This is a genomic window from Dactylosporangium sp. CS-033363, from assembly GCF_050942475.1.
Lineage (GTDB): Bacteria > Actinomycetota > Actinomycetes > Mycobacteriales > Micromonosporaceae > Dactylosporangium.
This window is the reverse complement of record NZ_CP192032.1, coordinates 4,346,784-4,362,807: the sequence shown is the minus strand read 5'-3', so window position 1 is coordinate 4,362,807 and position 16,024 is coordinate 4,346,784. Positions and strand designations below refer to the sequence as shown.

The 16,024-nt window shown below is 73.5% G+C and carries 14 protein-coding genes; 2 read left to right on the top strand and 12 right to left on the bottom strand.

What is annotated here, in order from left to right:
- Positions 1-31: 31 nt before the first annotated feature.
- Positions 32-2,218 carry a LuxR C-terminal-related transcriptional regulator gene (locus ACQPZ4_RS20125; protein ID WP_433063238.1) on the bottom strand — a complete coding sequence of 729 codons (2,187 nt, stop codon included), beginning with the start codon at positions 2,216-2,218 and terminating at the stop codon, positions 32-34.
- A 143-nt stretch (positions 2,219-2,361) separates the two neighbouring features.
- Here ACQPZ4_RS20125 and ACQPZ4_RS20120 point away from each other — a divergent pair, with 143 nt between their 5' ends.
- On the top strand, positions 2,362-3,009 hold the full coding sequence (locus ACQPZ4_RS20120; RefSeq protein ID WP_433063235.1) for an adenylate kinase: 648 nt from the start codon (positions 2,362-2,364) through the stop codon (positions 3,007-3,009).
- A gap of 11 nt (positions 3,010-3,020) precedes the next feature.
- Here ACQPZ4_RS20120 and ACQPZ4_RS20115 read toward each other — a convergent pair whose 3' ends face one another.
- From ACQPZ4_RS20115 to ACQPZ4_RS20070, 10 genes are all read right to left on the bottom strand, one after another.
- Positions 3,021-3,539 (bottom strand): hypothetical protein, encoded by a 519-nt coding sequence (locus ACQPZ4_RS20115; RefSeq protein WP_433063232.1) that lies wholly within the window; start codon positions 3,537-3,539, stop codon positions 3,021-3,023.
- An 80-nt stretch (positions 3,540-3,619) separates the two neighbouring features.
- Positions 3,620-4,801, bottom strand: a complete 1,182-nt coding sequence (locus ACQPZ4_RS20110) for a PP2C family protein-serine/threonine phosphatase (protein ID WP_433063229.1) — start codon at positions 4,799-4,801, stop codon at positions 3,620-3,622.
- A gap of 126 nt (positions 4,802-4,927) precedes the next feature.
- Complete coding sequence (locus tag ACQPZ4_RS20105; RefSeq protein WP_433063227.1) at positions 4,928-5,635, bottom strand: putative N-acetylmannosamine-6-phosphate 2-epimerase; 708 nt, start codon at positions 5,633-5,635, stop codon at positions 4,928-4,930.
- A complete protein-coding gene (locus ACQPZ4_RS20100) occupies positions 5,632-6,477 on the bottom strand; it encodes an ROK family protein (protein ID WP_433063224.1) in 846 nt (281 codons plus the stop codon). Before ACQPZ4_RS20100 ends, ACQPZ4_RS20105 begins: the two co-directional genes overlap by 4 nt.
- On the bottom strand, positions 6,474-7,406 hold the full coding sequence (locus tag ACQPZ4_RS20095) for a dihydrodipicolinate synthase family protein (RefSeq protein WP_433063221.1): 933 nt from the start codon (positions 7,404-7,406) through the stop codon (positions 6,474-6,476). The genes ACQPZ4_RS20100 and ACQPZ4_RS20095 overlap by 4 nt, the downstream gene beginning before the upstream one ends.
- 31 nt (positions 7,407-7,437) lie before the next feature.
- A complete protein-coding gene (locus tag ACQPZ4_RS20090; protein WP_433063219.1) occupies positions 7,438-8,175 on the bottom strand; it encodes a FadR/GntR family transcriptional regulator in 738 nt (245 codons plus the stop codon).
- Positions 8,176-8,209: 34 nt separating this feature from the next.
- The gene (locus tag ACQPZ4_RS20085; RefSeq protein WP_433063216.1) at positions 8,210-9,202 is read right to left on the bottom strand and encodes an ABC transporter ATP-binding protein; all 993 of its coding nucleotides are present in this window, start codon (positions 9,200-9,202) and stop codon (positions 8,210-8,212) included.
- Positions 9,199-11,172 carry a dipeptide/oligopeptide/nickel ABC transporter permease/ATP-binding protein gene (locus tag ACQPZ4_RS20080; protein WP_433063214.1) on the bottom strand — a complete coding sequence of 658 codons (1,974 nt, stop codon included), beginning with the start codon at positions 11,170-11,172 and terminating at the stop codon, positions 9,199-9,201. Before ACQPZ4_RS20080 ends, ACQPZ4_RS20085 begins: the two co-directional genes overlap by 4 nt.
- A complete protein-coding gene (locus ACQPZ4_RS20075; protein ID WP_433063211.1) occupies positions 11,172-12,131 on the bottom strand; it encodes an ABC transporter permease in 960 nt (319 codons plus the stop codon). Before ACQPZ4_RS20075 ends, ACQPZ4_RS20080 begins: the two co-directional genes overlap by 1 nt.
- A 20-nt stretch (positions 12,132-12,151) precedes the next feature.
- Positions 12,152-13,798 carry an ABC transporter substrate-binding protein gene (locus ACQPZ4_RS20070; RefSeq protein ID WP_433063208.1) on the bottom strand — a complete coding sequence of 549 codons (1,647 nt, stop codon included), beginning with the start codon at positions 13,796-13,798 and terminating at the stop codon, positions 12,152-12,154.
- Between the two features lie 147 nt (positions 13,799-13,945).
- Here ACQPZ4_RS20070 and ACQPZ4_RS20065 point away from each other — a divergent pair, with 147 nt between their 5' ends.
- On the top strand, positions 13,946-15,058 hold the full coding sequence (locus ACQPZ4_RS20065; protein ID WP_433063205.1) for a Gfo/Idh/MocA family protein: 1,113 nt from the start codon (positions 13,946-13,948) through the stop codon (positions 15,056-15,058).
- A 15-nt stretch (positions 15,059-15,073) separates the two neighbouring features.
- Here ACQPZ4_RS20065 and ACQPZ4_RS20060 read toward each other — a convergent pair whose 3' ends face one another.
- On the bottom strand, positions 15,074-15,961 hold the full coding sequence (locus tag ACQPZ4_RS20060; RefSeq protein WP_433063202.1) for a fructose bisphosphate aldolase: 888 nt from the start codon (positions 15,959-15,961) through the stop codon (positions 15,074-15,076).
- Positions 15,962-16,024 lie beyond the last annotated feature (63 nt).

Here is a 16,024-nt window from a genome sequence, read left to right as displayed (position 1 = left end):
AGTACCGGTCGGCCAGGATGTGCCCGCCCGTTCATGTGAGGTTGTTGTCCACGGCGTACCTGGTGGCCGCGCTGCGGCTGTGCACGCCGAGCTTGTGGTAGATGGAGCGCAGATGCGCCTCGACGGTGCGGTCGCTCAGGTAGAGCCGCTGGGCGATCTGCCCGTTGGAGGCGCCCGTGGCCAGGACGGCGAGCACGGTCACCTCCCGCCGGGTGAGCGGCGGTCTCGCGCCGGTGGGCGGCTTCAACAGCTGTCCCGGATGCGCGCAGGTGCTGAGGATCTGATCCGCCGCGGTCCGCAGCCCGGCCGCGTCGTCCTGCCGGCCGAGCTGGTCGCGGGCGCAGGCCAGGTTGGTGAGCACCTCGACGTACTCCGGCCGGGCCGATCCCCGGCGGACCAGCTGATAGGCCCGGGTGAGCGCCGGCTCGGCGAGCTCCGCCCGGCCGTCGGCGAGCTCGAGCCAGCCGCGGACGAGGTGCCGGCGGTGGGTCTGGTAGTGCTCGTCCAGGAGGGCGAAGCGCTCGTCGCGGTCCGCGCGCTCGAGCCACTCCCGCGCCGCGTCGCGCTCGCCGCGCAGCGCGAACGCCTCGCACAGCCCGCCGATGGCCCGCACGGCGAGCAGGTGGTGGCCGGTCTCGCCGGCCCGCGACAGGGTGCGCCGGTGTCCCGCGATCGCCTCGTCGACATGGCCGAGGCGGGTTTCGACGAACGCCGCGTTCGAACGGCTCAGCTCGTACCAGACCTCGCTCGGCGGAATGCGCCCGAGGGCCTCCAGCGACCAGTCGAGCGCCCGGCCCATGTCGCCGCTGGAGTAACTGTGGAACTGCCGGACCAGCGCCTCCTTCGCCCCGAGGTCGGCCCGCGACGGCCCGCCGGCGTCGGCGTCAGCGCGCACCGCCAGGTCGATCCAGCACTGCGCGACGCTGAGGTCGTTGGCGATCAGCGCGGTCATCGCGCGGGCCCCGAGCAGCCTGGTGTCGGCCCGCACGGCCGGTTCGCCGACGGCCTCGAACCAGCCGAGCACCGTCGCGAGATGGCCGTCGTTGGCCACCCGGAAGTAGTCGGCGGCGATGAGCTCGCCGGCGGCGTCGAGGTCCCCGGCGGCCAGGGCGTGCCGGACGGCCTCGACCGGCAGCCCGTGCTCCTGGTGCCAGGCCGCCGCCCGCCGGTGCAGGACCGGGACGAGCTCGGGCTCCGTCCGTTCCAGCTCGCGCCGGAGCACGTCGGCGATGCAGTGGTGGTACCGGTACCAGGTTCCCTCGTTGTCCAGCGCGCTCATGAACTGCAGCTCCCGCTCGGCCCGGTGCAGCTGCCCGGCGGCGTCGTCACCGCCGGTCACCCGGTCGCAGAGCGACGCGCACACCCGGCCGAGGACCGAGGTCCGCCGCAGGAACGTCCGCAGCGGCGGCGGCTGCCGGTCGAGGACCTCCCCCACGAGGTAGTCGGTGATGTGCCGGACGGTGCCGGAGAAGACCGCGATGAGGCCGTGCGGGTCCGGGCAGCCCTGCAGGGAGAGCGCCGCCAGGTGGAGCCCGGCGGGCCAGCCCTCGGTCCGCTCGTACAGCAGGTCGACGTCGGCGTCGGTCAGCCGGGCGCAGATCTCCTGGGTGAGCAGCCCGCCCGCCTCGGCGCGGGTGAAACGCAGGTCCCGGGGGCCGACCTCGACGAGGACGTGCTCCGCGCGGAGCCGGCTGATCGGCCACGCGGCCGGCGGCCCGAACCGGCTGCCGATGACCAGGCTCAGCGTCGGCGGCAGGTGCTCGATGAGCCGCTCGAGGGAGGCGTGGATGGATGGATCGTCGATGAGGTGGTAGTCGTCGAGCACCAGCGTCACCGGCGCGGCCCGCGCACACAGCTCGTTGACCAGCGCCGGCACCACGTCGTCGAGCACACTCGTGCCGGGCGCGGCCAGCAGGCGCCGGGATCGGCAGTCGAGCCCGCCGCCGATCCCGGCCAGCACGTACGCCCAGAACCGGCGGACATCGTTGTCGGACTCGTCGACGGAGTACCACGCCACGGCCCCGGGCAGGGTCCGCACCCACGCGGCGAGCGCGGTCGACTTCCCCCACCCGGCGGGCGCCTCCACGAACGTGAGCCGCCCGGGCCCGGCGCGCGCCGCCAGGGTCCGGGTCGGCTCCGGACGCTCCAGGCACCCGGGCCACGGCCGCGGCGCCAGCAGCTTGGTGCACAGCAGCCCACCTGTCGGAATGCTCGTCATCGGCAACTCCCGGGATCTGCCTAGACCGCCGGCCTTCCCGCATTAGGCAGCGGCACCGATGCCCGCCAAGCCGCGCGTTCCTAGCGTTGACGGCATCACTCAACGTTCGCACAAGCTTTGTGGAAGAGGAGCGCGACACCATCATGCGAATCGGACTGGTCGCACCACCGGGCGCCGGCAAGGGAACCCAGAGCGCGCGCATCGCCGCGCACCTCGGCATCCCCCACATCTGCACGGGTGACATCCTGCGGGACCACGTCAGCCGCGGCACCGACACCGGCCGCAAGGTGAGCCACTACCTCGACCGCGGCGACCTCGTCCCCGACGAGATCCTGTGCGACACCATCCACCAGGCCCTCAGCGACGCGATCGCGGCCGGGGGCGACTACATCCTCGACGGCATGCCGCGCACCATGGAGCAGGCGCGGACCATCCACCGCGTCTCCTCGGAACTCGGCATGGCCGCCGACGTGGTCCTGCACCTGCGCGCCGACGACGAGACGGTCACCCGGCGCATGCTGGCCCGCGCCGCGATCGAGCACCGCTCGGACGACACCGAGCCGGCGATCCAGCGCCGGCTGGCGCTCTACCACGAGATGACGGAGCCGATCCTGGCCTGGTACGCGTTCCGCGGCATCCTCGTCACGGTCGACGCCACCCGGACCGCGGCCGAGGTGGGCCGCGAGATCCTGACGGTGCTGGAGGTGCTGCGCCCGGTGATCCGCAACGTCCCGGAGAAGATGCGCCGCCCGGTCGACCTCACCATGCTGCACCAGACCGCGCCGGTCTAGGCCGCGGTCGGTCAGACGCTGCCGTAGGTGGCGTTGGGGCCCCAGTGCGGCATGGTCTTCGCGGTGTCGATGCGGTCGTGCTGGTCGTAGGTGCCGTCGTCGTTGTTGTCGCGGTCCATCGTGTCGAGGCGGCCGTCGTTGTTCGTGTCGGTCTGGCGCAGCTCGGGGTGCCCGTCGTGGTCCGCGTCGAGGCGCACCTCGTCGATGCGGCCGTCCTCGTTGTGGTCGTACTCCTTCTGGTCGATGGACCCGTCGTGGTTGGTGTCGTAGCCGGTCATGTCCATCGTGCCGTCGCCGTTGAGGTCGTACTGCCAGGCGTCGTCCTTGCCGTCGCCGTCGGTGTCGGCGCTGACCACGTCGACCCGCCCGTCGTGGTTGAGGTCCTGCTCGTGGACCTCGGGGCCGTAGTGGTGCGGCGTGTACGCCTGGTCGATGTGGTCGGACAGCCCGGGGTGCTGCTCACCCAGGTCGTAGGTGTGGGCGTGGTAGGGGTCGTCGATGTGGTCGGAGGTGAAGTCGTGGTCGGTCATGTCCGAGGCCTCCTCAGCCGGTCTTGCATCGACGGTACGCGCGGCTCTGTCCACCGCTGCTCCCCAGTTCGTGCCGCGGGTCAGGCGGCGGCGGGGCGGAAGGTGAGCAGCGCGGCCGTGGCGTCGTCCTGCAGCTGCTCGTGCTGGTGCTCGAGGATGGCGTGGACCAGGCGGCGCATGGTCTCCGCCGTGGAGTGGTGGTCGGCGAGGGCCCGCGCGACGAAGGCGGCGAGCCGTTCGATGCCGAAGAACTCGCCGGAGGCGGTGCGGGCCTCGATGACGCCGTCGGTGTACAGCAGCAGGTTGTCGCCAGGCCGCAGGACGGTCTCGGTGACGTCCGGGATGGGGTCGGTGAGCTGGCCGAGGCCCAGTGGCATGGCGGTCGGCGCGGGCAGCGGGTGGACCAGGACGTCGTCGCGCAGCAGCAGCTCGCCCGGGTGGCCGGCGCTGATGCGGCGGTACACGCCGGTGCGGGTGTCCAGCTCGCCCAGCAGGGCGGTCAGGAAGCTGTCGGGGTGCTGGACGGCGACCCACTTGTCGATGGACCGGTACGTGTCGGCCAGGTCCAGGCCGACCCGCCGGGCGTTGCGGTAGGCGTTGAGCGCCAGCGAGGTGGTGGCGCTGGCGGCGATGCCGTGGCCGACCGCGTCGAACATCGCGACGTGCAGGATGCCGTCGTTGATCGCGTAGTCGAAGGCGTCCCCGCCGACGTCGTAGCAGGGTTCGAGGACGGCGCTGACCGCGACGTCGCGGCTGGCGAACGTCAGCGGCGGGAGCTGGGTCCAGATGATCTCGGCCGCGAGCTGCATCGGCAGCCGCCGGCGGGTCCGCTCGATCGCGTCGCCGTAGCGGCGGCGGGTCACCAGGATCTCGGCGAGGAGCGCGGCGACGGTGCCGTAGGCGGTGAGCGCGGCCGCGTCCGGTGCCGCGGCCGTGACCGTGTACAGGACCCCGAGCCGTTCGGCGCCGTCGATCAGGGGCGCCCAGACGTGGTACACCCCGCCGATCGCCGCATGCTGGATCGTGCCCGTGCCGTAGGACTGCCCGGCGAGGGTCCCGTCGATCGCCACCAGCTCCCCCGGCGGGGCGCCGGGCGGTGCGAACGGCGTGAACGCGGTCTGGGCGTAGTCGACCAGGTACACCGTCATGCCCAGGGCGCCGAGGTCCGCGCCCACCTGGCTCGCCAGCGACGCCAGGTCATCGGGCCCGGCCCGGTGGACGGCGTCGGCGAGCCGCTGGACGGCTTCGGGCAGGGCGATCACCGGTGGGTACCTTCCTGTGGCGCGTCGCCGGCCGCCCGTGCGGGAGTGGCCGGCCCGCCCGAGTCTGCCACTCCCGGCGACCCGCCGCCCACCGGCGCGACCGGCGCCGGGGCCGGCGGTACCGGATCAGGCCAGGTGGTCGGCGGCCGAGCGGACGCCCGCCGCGAAGGCCGCGGTGATCCACGCCGCGTCGGTGATCGCGGTGCCGACGACGACGGCGTCCGCCCCGGCGGCGACGGCCGCGGCGGCCTGGTCCGGCGTGTGCAGGCGGCCCTCGGCGACCAGCAGGACGTCCGGCAGCGCGGCCCGCAGCGCGGCCACCAGCCCCAGGTCGGGACCGTCCCGGCGCGGGTTCTGGGGCGTGTAGCCGGCAAGCGTGGTGGCGACGGCGTCCGCGCCGGCCGCGGCGGCCGCGATGCCCTCCTCCAGGGTCGCCACGTCGGCCATGACCAGGGCTCCCGCGTCGTGCACGGCGCGGACCGTGGCCGCGAACGGCGCGCCGTCCGGCCGCGGGCGCAGGGTGGCGTCGGCGGCCACGACCGTCGCGCCCGCCGCGGCGACGGCGACGGCCGAGGCGACGGTGGGGGTGATGTAGACCCCGTCGTCGCCCTCCTTGGTCAGCCCGATGACCGGTACGGTCACGCCGGCGGCGATCGCGGCCACGTCGGCGAGGCCGCCGACGCCGCCGCAGCGGATGGCGGCGGCCCCGCCCGCGGCCGCCGCGAGCGCCAGGCGGGCCAGGGTCGCGGTGTCGCGCAGCGGGTGCCCGGGGCCGGCCTGGCAGGAGACGATCAGCCGGCCGCGGACCGCCGCGGCGAACTCGTCGTGGTTCATCGGGTCGTGTCCTCCAGTGCGTCGGCGGCGAGCAGTGCGGCGCCGACGATCGGTGCGTCGGCGCCGAGGGCGGCGCCGAGGATCGGGATCGCGCGCAGCGGGGGCAGCACCTCGGCCCGCAGCGCCCGCTCCAGCGGGGTCAGGAACGCCGGACCGGCCTGGGCGACGCCGCCGCCGATGACGACGGCGTCGACGTCGAGCGCGGTGACGAGCCCGGCGAGGGCCCGGCCGAGCAGCGCGGCCGCGCGGGGCAGCGCGTCCGGGCCGCCGGCCGCGATCGCCGGGCCGGAGGCCACCGCCTCGACGTGGTCGCGCCGGCCGCAGCCGCAGGCGATCGGGCCGGTCCGGCCGGCCAGTAGGTGACCGACCTCCCCGGCGGTGCCGTGCGGGCCGCGGCGCAGCCGGCCGTGGCGGGCCAGGGCGCCGCCGACGCCGGTGCCGACGGAGACGAACAGCACGTCGGCGTACCCGCGGGCGGCGCCGGCCCGGACCTCGCCGAGGGCCATGGCCCGCACGTCGTTGTCGACGGTCACGGGCCGCCCGAGGCGCCGCTCCAGCGCCGGTCGCACCGGGGCTCCGGCCCAGCCCGGCAGGACGTCGGTGGCCGACAGGACCGTGCCGGCGGCCCGGTCGATCACGCCCGGGGCGCCGACGCCGACGCCCGCGACGGCCTCGCCGGCAAGCACCCGGGTCGCCAGGTCGGCCGCGGCGGCGAGCACGTCGTCCGCCCCGGTGCGCGGCGTCGGCACCCGGTCCGAGCGCAGCAGCCGGCCGTCGGCATCCACCAGCCCCGCGGCGATCTTGGTGCCGCCGATGTCCAGCCCGGCGAAGCGGGCGCTCACACCAGGCCGGCCGCGGCCAGTCCGGCGCGGACCCGCTCGACCTCGTCCGGGGCCAGCGGGATCTGCGGCGGCGCGGTCACCGGGCAGGCGATGATCCCGCGCAGGTGCAGCGCGGCCTTGAACGCGCCGAGCGCCGACGAGCCCGGGCCCATCCGGGCGGGATCGCCGGCCCGGACGATGTCGAACAGGCGGATCAGCCGCTCCTGCTCGGCGGCGGCCGCGTCCCAGTCGCCGGCGCGGCAGAGCCGGTACAGCGCGGCGAAGCCGTGCGGGTCGACGTTGCCCAGGCCCGGCACGACCCCGTCGACGCCCATCCGCAGGGCGGTGTCGACGGTGAGCTCGGCGCCGGTCAGCACGCTGAACCCGGCCAGGTCGGCGCGCTCGCGCTTGGCCAGGGCGAGCCGGCGCAGGCCGCCGTCGTCGCCGCTGGAGTCCTTCACGCCGCGGATGACGCCGTCGGCGGCCAGCCGCAGCAGCAGGTCCCCGTCGAGCTTGGAGTGCACGGACACCGGCAGGTCGTAGGCGTACACCGGCAGGTCGCAGCCGGCGGCCACGCCGCGGAAGTGCCGTTCGATCTCGGCCGGGTGGGTCCGGGTGTAGAACGGGGCGGTCACGACGATGCCGTCGACCCCGGCCTTGCGGGCCGCCGCGGCGTGGTCGAGCACCCGCAGCGTGGTCATGTCGATGACCCCGGCCAGCACCGGGATCTGGCCGGCGACGCGGGCGACGGCGACCTCCAGCACCTGCCGGCGGTGCCCGTCGGGCAGGAAGGCGACCTCGCTGGTGGAGCCGAGGAAGAACAGCCCGTCGGCGCCGCCGGTGACGAGAAAGTCGATCAGCCGTTCCAGCGAGGGGACGTCCACCTCCAGCTCGGGCGTGAGCGGCGTGCAGACCGGGGGCACCACGCCGCGCAGGTCTGGGTCAGTCATCGTTTCTCCTTGTTCGGTGTTGCGCGTACGGTCACGACTCGATCCGCCGGCGGATGCCGTCGAAGTGCCGGGCGATGGCCTCCGCGGCCCGGACCCCGTCGCGGGCCGCGACCGCCTCGAAGATGTCGCGGTGCACGCGCACGATCTCCTCGTGACTGCTCTCCACCGCCGGCAGCTCGTGGCTGAGGTCGTGGTACACGTCCCAGAAGACCCGCAGGAGCTGGCTCATCAGCTCGTTGCCCAGGGCCGTGTACATCTCGTCGTGGAAGGCCCGGTCCGCGGCGTCCCCGGCGGCGCCCTGCCCGGCGTGCGCCTCGAGGTCGTCCAGCCGCGCCCGGACCCGGGCCAGGGAGCCCTCGTCGATGCTCTCCACGAGCCGCTGGATGAGGCCGGTCTCCAGCGCCTGGCGCAGGTCGAGGATCTCGTGCAGCTCGCGGCGGTCCCCGCGCATCGATTTGCGCCCGCGGAACACCAGCGTGTCGGTGAAGGGGTCGAGCGAGCATTCCCCGACGTAGGTGCCGAAGCCGTGCCGGATCTCGACGATGCCGAGGGCCTGCAGGGCCTTGAGCGCCTCGCGGACCGAGTTGCGGCTGACCCCGAGGGTGTCGACGAGCTCGGCCTCGGTCGGCATCGGGTCGCCGGTGGCGAGCCGCCGTTCGAGGATCAGCTCCTTGATCCGCTCCTGGATGCCCTGCTGGGCCTGGCGCGACCGGTCGGCCGGCCGGTGCGTCCCCAGCAGGGCCGCGGCGGTGCGGGCGGGTTGGTTCATCGAGGCCCCCATGAGAATCGTCGGGTTGATGCGGTCACGGCAGGTCCTCCGCGGCGGCGCCGGCCAGGTCGGCCGGCGTCAGCACCGGGTGGTAGCAGTGGTACTGGTGCCGCGGCGACGCCGGCCCGGTGGCGGGCGGGGGCATCCGCTCGGCGCACTCGCCGGTGGCGCGCCAGCAGCGGGTCCGGAACGGGCAGCCGCTCGGCGGGTGCACCGCGGAGGGCACCGGGCCGGTGAGCCGGATCGGTGCGATGGGGTGCAGCAGGCTCGGTGTCGCCGACAGCAGCGCGCGGGTGTACGGGTGGCAGGTGCCGTCGATCGCCTCGGGCGGTGTCTGCTCGACGACGCGGCCGAGGTACATCGTGACCACCCGGTCGGAGACGCGCGTGACGGTCTGGATGTCGTGCGAGATGTACACCATGGCGAGCCCGAGCCGCTCCTTGAGCTCGAGCAGCAGGTTGAGCACCTGGGCGCGGACCGAGACGTCCAGGGCCGAGGTGGGCTCGTCGGCGATGAGCAGCCGCGGTTCGAGGGCCAGCGCGCGGGCGATCGACACCCGCTGGCGCTGGCCGCCGGACAGCTGGGCGGGCAGCGATGCGGCCGCGGAGCCCGGCAGGCCGACCAGGGTGAGCAGTTCGTCGACCCGGTGGGCCCGGTCGGCCGGCGTGCGCCAGCGGTGGATGTCGAGCGGGTCGCGCAGGATCTGCCGCACCGTCATCCGGCGGTTGAGCGAGGTCGAGGGGTCCTGGAAGACCATGCCGACCTGCTGCCCGATCAGCCGGCGGCGTTCGGAGCCGCGCAGCTGCCACACGTCGCGCTCGCCGTGCACGACCGTCCCGGAGGCCGGCCGCTCCAGGCCGACGAGGACCTTGGCGAGGGTCGACTTGCCGCAGCCGGACTCGCCGACGATCCCGACGGTCTCGCCCGCGGCGACGGTGAGGTCGACGCCGGTGAGGGCGTGCACCCGCGCGCCGCGGGCCCGGTACGTGACGTGCACATCGGTGAGCGCGACCGCTGCGGCGTTCATGACCCCACCCTCTCCCGGGGCTGCGCCCGCTCGTCGAGAGCGGGATGGTGACAGGCGAACGCGTGGCGGCCGGGCTCCCCGGACAGTACCGGTGCGACGGTGCAGGCCGGGCCGGCGAGGGGACACCGGTCGGCGAACCGGCAGCCGGCCGGGAAGTGCGCGGGCGACGGTACGACGCCGCGGATCTGGGTCAGCCGCGCCGCGTGCTGCTCCAGCGACAGCACCGCCCCGAGCAGCCCGCGAGTGTAGTGGTGCGCGGGGGCGGCGAGCACCTCGCTGACCACGCCGGTCTCCACGAGCTGGCCGCCGTACATGACGGCGACCCGGTCGCAGACGTCGCTGACGAGGGCGAGGTCGTGCGAGACGAGCACGAGCGCGAAGCCCAGTTCCCGGCGCAGCTCGAGCAGCAGGGCCATGACCTGTGCCTGGACCGTGACGTCGAGGGCCGTCGTGGGCTCGTCGGCGATGATGAGCCGCGGTTCGCGGGACAGGGCCATGGCGATGACGGCGCGCTGGCGCTGCCCGCCGGACAGCTCGTGCGGGTAGGCCCGCAGGGTGCGCGCGGGGTCGAGCCCGACCATGTCCAGCAGCTCGGCCGGCGTGCGCCGCCCGCCGCGCCGGGTCAGCTGTTTGAGCTGGGCGCCGATGGTCATCGCCGGGTTCAGCGCGCCGAGCGCGTCCTGGTAGACCATGGCGATGCGGGTGCCCATCAGCCGGCGGCGGGCCCGCGCGGACAGGGTGAGCAGGTCCTGGCCCTCGAACTCGACGGTGCCGCGCACGCGGGCGGTGCGCGGCTGCAGCCCCATCACGGTGAGCGCGGTGAGCGACTTGCCGCAGCCGGACTCGCCGACGAGCCCGAGCACCTCCCCCGGGCGGACCTCGAAGTCGATGCCGTCGACGATGTCGACCCCGGCGTGGCGGCCGGGGAAGCCGACGCGCAGGCCGCGTACGCGCAGCACGGCCGGGCCGGTCGGCAGCGGGCGGGCCCGGGCGGCGAGGCGGGCGGCGGCCGCGGCGAGCCCGGGCAGGGGCGTGACCTGCCCGCTGCCGGGGGCGGGAGCCTCCAGCGCGTCGCGGGCGTCGCCGGCGGTGGCCGCGCCGCGGCGGGCGGCGGGCGCGGCGAACAGGTCCGAGATGCCCTCGGCGAGCATGTTGAGGGCCAGCACGGTGAGCAGGATCAGCAGGCCGGGGAAGAACGTGGCCCACCAGCCGTGCACGGCCAGCAACTGCTGGCCGTAGGAGATGACGCTGCCCCAGGACGACGGCGCGTCCTGGCCCTGCAGGCCGGCGCCGATGAACGACAGCGAGGCCTCGAAGACGATCGCCGTGGCCACCATGACCGTCACGTAGACCAGCACCGGCGCCGCGCAGTTGCGCGCGACGTGGCGCACGAGGATGTGCCGGCGGCCGGCGCCGGTCACCCGGGCGGCGGCGACGTAGTCCTCGCTGTACTGCTGCTGCACGTTGGCCCGCACGATCCGGGTCACCTGGGGGACGAAGACGAAGCCGATGGCGGCGACGAGGACGAGCAGGTTGCCGTTGCCGAAGGCGATCACGAGGATCGCGGTGAGCACGATCATCGGGAACGCCATGACGACGTCGAGGACCCGCATGACGACCTCGTCGACGAGCTTGCCGCTGGTGGCCGCGAGGGAGCCGAGCACGGATCCGCCGAGCAGGGCCAGGGCGGACGAGCCGAGTCCGATGATCAGCGAGCGGCGGGCCCCGGCGACGAGCCGGGAGAAGACGTCGCGGCCGAGGCGGTCGACGCCGAACCAGAACTCGCCGTCCGGGCCCTGCGACGGCGGGGCGAGCCCCACCGAGGTCGGGTCGTGGGTCTGCAGCAGCGGGGCGAACACGCCGACGAGGACGATCACCCCGACGAACCCGAGGCCCATCCGGGCGGCGACCGGCAGCCGCCCCAGCCGGCCGGTGCCGCGCCGCACGGCGCGGGCGAGAACGTTGGCCATCAGTGCGCTCCCCGGAGCCTGGGGTTGAGGACAAGGTACAGGAGGTCGACGACGAGATTGACCACGATGAAGGCCAGGGCGATCGTGATGACCACGCCGCGGGCGAGCCCGATGTCGTTCTGCTGGACCGCGGCCATGATCTGGGTGCCCATCCCCGGCAGCGAGAAGATCGCCTCGATGATGACGGCGCCGCCGATCAGGTACCCGATCTGCAGGCCGAGCGCGGTGAGCGGGGTGACGAGCGCGTTGCGCAGCACGTTGCGCCCGACGACCACGACCGGCGGCAGCCCGGCCCCGATCGCGGTGCGCACGTAGTCGCGGTCGAGTTCCTCGACCATCGACGTGCGCACGACCCGGGCCAGGCCGCACCCGACCGGTACGGCCAGGGCGATCGCGGGCAGCGCCATGCTCTCGATCCAGCCGGCGAAGGAGTCGGCGGGCGCGATGTAGTGCCCGCTGGGGAACGGGCCGCCGCCGATCGTCGACAGCCGCTGGATGAGCAGGATGGCCAGCCAGAACGACGGCATGGCGATGCCGGCGACGGAGACGGCCCGGATGAGCTGGTCGGGCCAGCGGTCCCGGTACAGCGCCGCGACCACCCCGAGGACCAGCGCGACGAGGACCGCGCCGAGCACCCCGAGCCCGGTCAGCTGCAGCGTCACCGGCAGGGCCTGCCCGATGATCGAGCCGACCGGCTGGTTCAGGGTGTAGGTGGTGCCCAGGTCGCCGTTCAGCAGGTCGCCGAGGAAGGCCGCGTAGCGGACCAGCAGCGGCCGGTCCAGCCCGTGCGCGTGGTCGAAGGCCGCGATCTGCTGCGGGGTCGCGGCGTCGCCCAGCGCGTACACCGCCGCGCTGTTCGGGGCCAGGGCCAGCACGACGAAGATGAACAGGATCACGCCCAGCATCAGCGGGATCAGCGTCGCCAAGCGGCGCAGCACGAGTCCGGCAACGGTCCTCATCCTCGGCAGCCTCTCGCGCCTCAGGCCGCCCGGCCGGCGCCGAGGAAGTACGTACCGGTGGTGGACGTGCCGCCGAAGCCGGTGACCTTGCCCGGGTCGGAACCGGTGATGGTCTTGGTGTGGTACAGCATGTACAGCGGGACCTCGTCCGCCACGAGATCGAACACCTGCTTCCAGGTGGTCTTCTGCTCGGCGCCCTGCTGGGTGGCCGCCTTGTCGATGAGCTCGGCGAGGCGGGTGCGGGCCGGGTCGCTCCACCGGGCCCGGTTCACCAGCCACTGGTTGCCGTAGTAGTACCAGCGCAGCAGCAGGTCGGCGTCGGGACCGTAGATCGTCGGGTCGCCGGAGCCGGCGAGCACCCGGAAGTTGTCGGCCGGAACCAGCTGGCTGAGCACCTGCGCGGTCGGCGCGGTGTTGAGCTTCGCGGTGACCCCGATCTGCTTCCAGCAGTCGATGATGACCGGGGCGCTGTCGGCGATGAAGGCGACGTTGGTGGTGACGAGCTCGAAGGACAGGCCGGTGACGCCGGCCTCGGCCAGCAACGCCTTGGCCTTCTGGGGGTCGTAGTCGTACACCGTCGCGGCGCGCTGGTAGTCGGGGTTGGCGCTGTCGAGGTAGCTGGTGGCCGTCTCCCCGAAGCCGTTGAGCGCGGTCGCCATCACCTTCTTGGTGTCGATGGCATAGAAGAGCGCCTGTCGTACCCGCTTGTCGCTGAACGGCGCCGCCGAGCAGTTGAACATCAGGTACAGCCCGTTGAACGCCTGCTTCACGTCGGTCTTGTACGGCGCCTGGACCGTGGCGGCGTTGAGGAACGGGACCGCCTCGATCACCTGGGACTGGCCGCCCTGCAGGTCGTTGAGGCGGGCCGAGTTGTCGTTGTTGGTGCGCATGACGATCTGGGTGACCAGGGCGGGGCGGGGACCGTTGTAGTTCGGGTTGTTGGACAGCACGGCCCCGGCGGTGACGCTGGCGCTGTCGAGCTTGAACGGCCCGGAGCCGATCGGGGCGCTGTCGAAGGCCTTGGCAGCGGCCGCGTCGCCGGTCTTCGCCTTCGGCACGATCTTGATGACGGCGATGCGCTGCGGGAACAGCGCGAAGGGCGCCTTGAGCTTGAACTGCACGGTGCCCGCGCCGGTGGCCGTCACCGAGTCGAGGAACGCGGTGATGAACGGGGCGACCAGCGCGTTGCCGGCCGGGTTGAGCACGCGGGTGAACGACCAGGCCACGTCGTCGGCGGTCACCGGGGTGCCGTCGGAGAACTTGGCGCCGTCGCGCAGGGTGGCGGTCCAGGTGAGCCCGTCGGGGCTGGCGGTGGGCAGGGTCTTGGCCAGCGCGGCGTACGGCTGGCGGGTCACCGGGTCCAGGTCGACGAGCGCCTCGAAGATGTGCTGGTTGACGCACGTGCCGACGGCGCCCGAGGTGTTCATCGGGTCGAAGCCGCCGTTGAACTGGAAGGCCAGCGTGGTGGTGATGGTGCCGGCGGGGTGCTCGGCGGTGCCCATGGCCGCTCCCCCGGACGACTGGCCGGTCGGGGCGTTGCTGGTGCCGCCGCACGCCGAGAGGCCGGCGGCCACGGCGGCGGCCGCGCTCAGCGACCCGGTGAATCGCAGGAAACGGCGCCGGTCCATGCCGGCCGCGAGTACGTCACTGAACCTGTCAGCGTTCACGGCGCTGGTCTCCTTCGCATGTCTTGGGGGTGATCGGACGAGGGACATTGGACATCCCATGTCCGGCTCGAGCTGCACCGTAAGACCGCGGACCGGCTTCGGTCAACCCCTTGCCCGCCGGACGTAGGATGTCCTATGTTCCGAAGCATGGACAACGTCAGGTACGGCATCGTCGGCACCGGCTACTTCGGGGCCGAGCTCGGCCGGGTCCTCAACCAACTGCCCAAGTCGGCCGTGACCCGCATCTACGACCCCGTGGGCGCCGACCGGGTCGCCGCCGAGCTCGGCTGCACCGCCGCGGCCGACATCGCCGGCGTGACCGACTCCCCCGACGTCGACGCCGTCATCGTCGCCTCGCCCAACCACGCCCACCGCGAGCCCGTCGAACGCGCCGCCCGGGCCGGCAAACCGGTGTTCTGCGAGAAGCCGATCGCGCTGTCGTTCGAGGACTGCCGGGCCATGCTGGAGGCGACCTCGCGGGCCGGCGTGCTGTTCATGGCCGGGCACGTCATGAACTTCATGCACGGTGTACGGGCGGCCAAGCGCCTGATCGCCGAGGGCGTCATCGGCGAGGTCGTCTACTGCCACACCGCGCGCAACGGCTGGGAGGAGCGGCAGGAGTCGGTCAGCTGGAAGAAGCGGCGGGAGCTGTCCGGCGGGCACCTCTACCACCACATCCACGAGCTCGACCTGGTGCAGTTCCTGATGGGCCCGGCCCAGACCGCCACCATGGTCGGCGGCAACGTCGCCCACCGCGGCCCGGGCTTCGGCGACGAGGACGACCTGCTGCTGATCACCCTGGAGTTCGCCGGCGGCCGGTACGCCATGCTCGAGTACGGCTCGGCGTTCCGCTGGCCCGAGCACTACGTCCTCATCCAGGGCACGGCCGGCGCCATCCGGATCGACCTGCAGGACGTCGGCGTCGAGCTGCGCACCCCCGAGCGTTCCGAGCGCATGCTGCTGCACCGCACCCGCGAGGAGGACGAGGACCGCAAGCGCTTCTACGGCCTCGGCGACCGGGCCATGGACGGCGCGATCATGTACGGCGACCCGTCGAAGCGCCCGCCGCTGTGGCTGCGGGGCATCATGGAGGCGGAACTGCGCTACTTCGACGACCTCGTGCGCGGGGCGACGCCGGACGCCGAGTTCGCGCCGCTGACCGACGGTTCCGCGGCCACGGCGGCCATCGCCACCGCCGACGCGCTCACCCTGTCCCTGCGCGAGGGCCGCAAGGTCGCGGTGGCCGAGGTCACCGGCTGACGCCGGCGGGCCCGCTCAGGTGGTCGACGCGCGGAAGATCTCGGTGATCGAGGCCCCCAGCGCCCGGTCGAACTCGTCGTCGGTCTGCTCGTGCCGCAGGCCCTCGGTCAGCGCCCGGGAGAAGCTGGCGATCAGGCCGTGGTTGCGGGCGAGGCGGAGCGTGGCCTCCTGCCGGGAGTACCCGCCGGACAGGGCGACCACGCGAAGCACCTTGGGATGCCCGATCAGCTCGGCGTACCCGTCGTCCTCGGTCGGGATCGACAGCTTCAGCATCACCTGCCGGTCGCCGGGCAGCGCGGCCAGCCGCTCGAGAATGCCCTGCCGCAGCAGCCGCTCGGCCGCGGCCTTGGTGTCGCTGTGGATGTCGACCTCGGGTTCGAGGATCGGCATGAGATCGGCGTCCAGGATCTGCCCGGCGTACCCGAACTGCTGGTCGAGCACGGCGTCGATCCCGGCCGGTTCGGCCCGGGCGACGAACGAGCGCATCTTGGTGCCGAACACGCCGCGCCGGCCCGCCCGCTCCAGCAACTCGCCCAGCCGGGTGAACGGCTTCATCAGCCGCACACCGCCCGCCTCCTCCGCGAGCCCCTCATCCACCTTGACGAACGGCACGATGCCCTTGCGTTCCCAGAGGTACTGAGGGGCGGCGCTGCCGTCCACCTCCCGGTCCATGGTCTGCTCGAACAGAATCGCCCCGAGAATGCGCTCGGAGGTGAACGCCGGCGCGGTCATGATCCGGGACCGGAACTCGTGCATCAGGTCGAACATCGCGTCTTCGGTCGGGTACGCCGACTCCGGCACCCCGTACTCGGCCAACGCCTTCGGGGTGCTGCCGCCACTCTGATCCAGGGCGGCGAGAAACCCGCGCCCACCGGCGATCCTGGCCCGCTGCTCGTGCTGCATACCTCGATCCTGCCTCGGCAGCGGGCGCGCCGCTGGGTTTCGCGCCGCGTCTCGGGGCCGGCC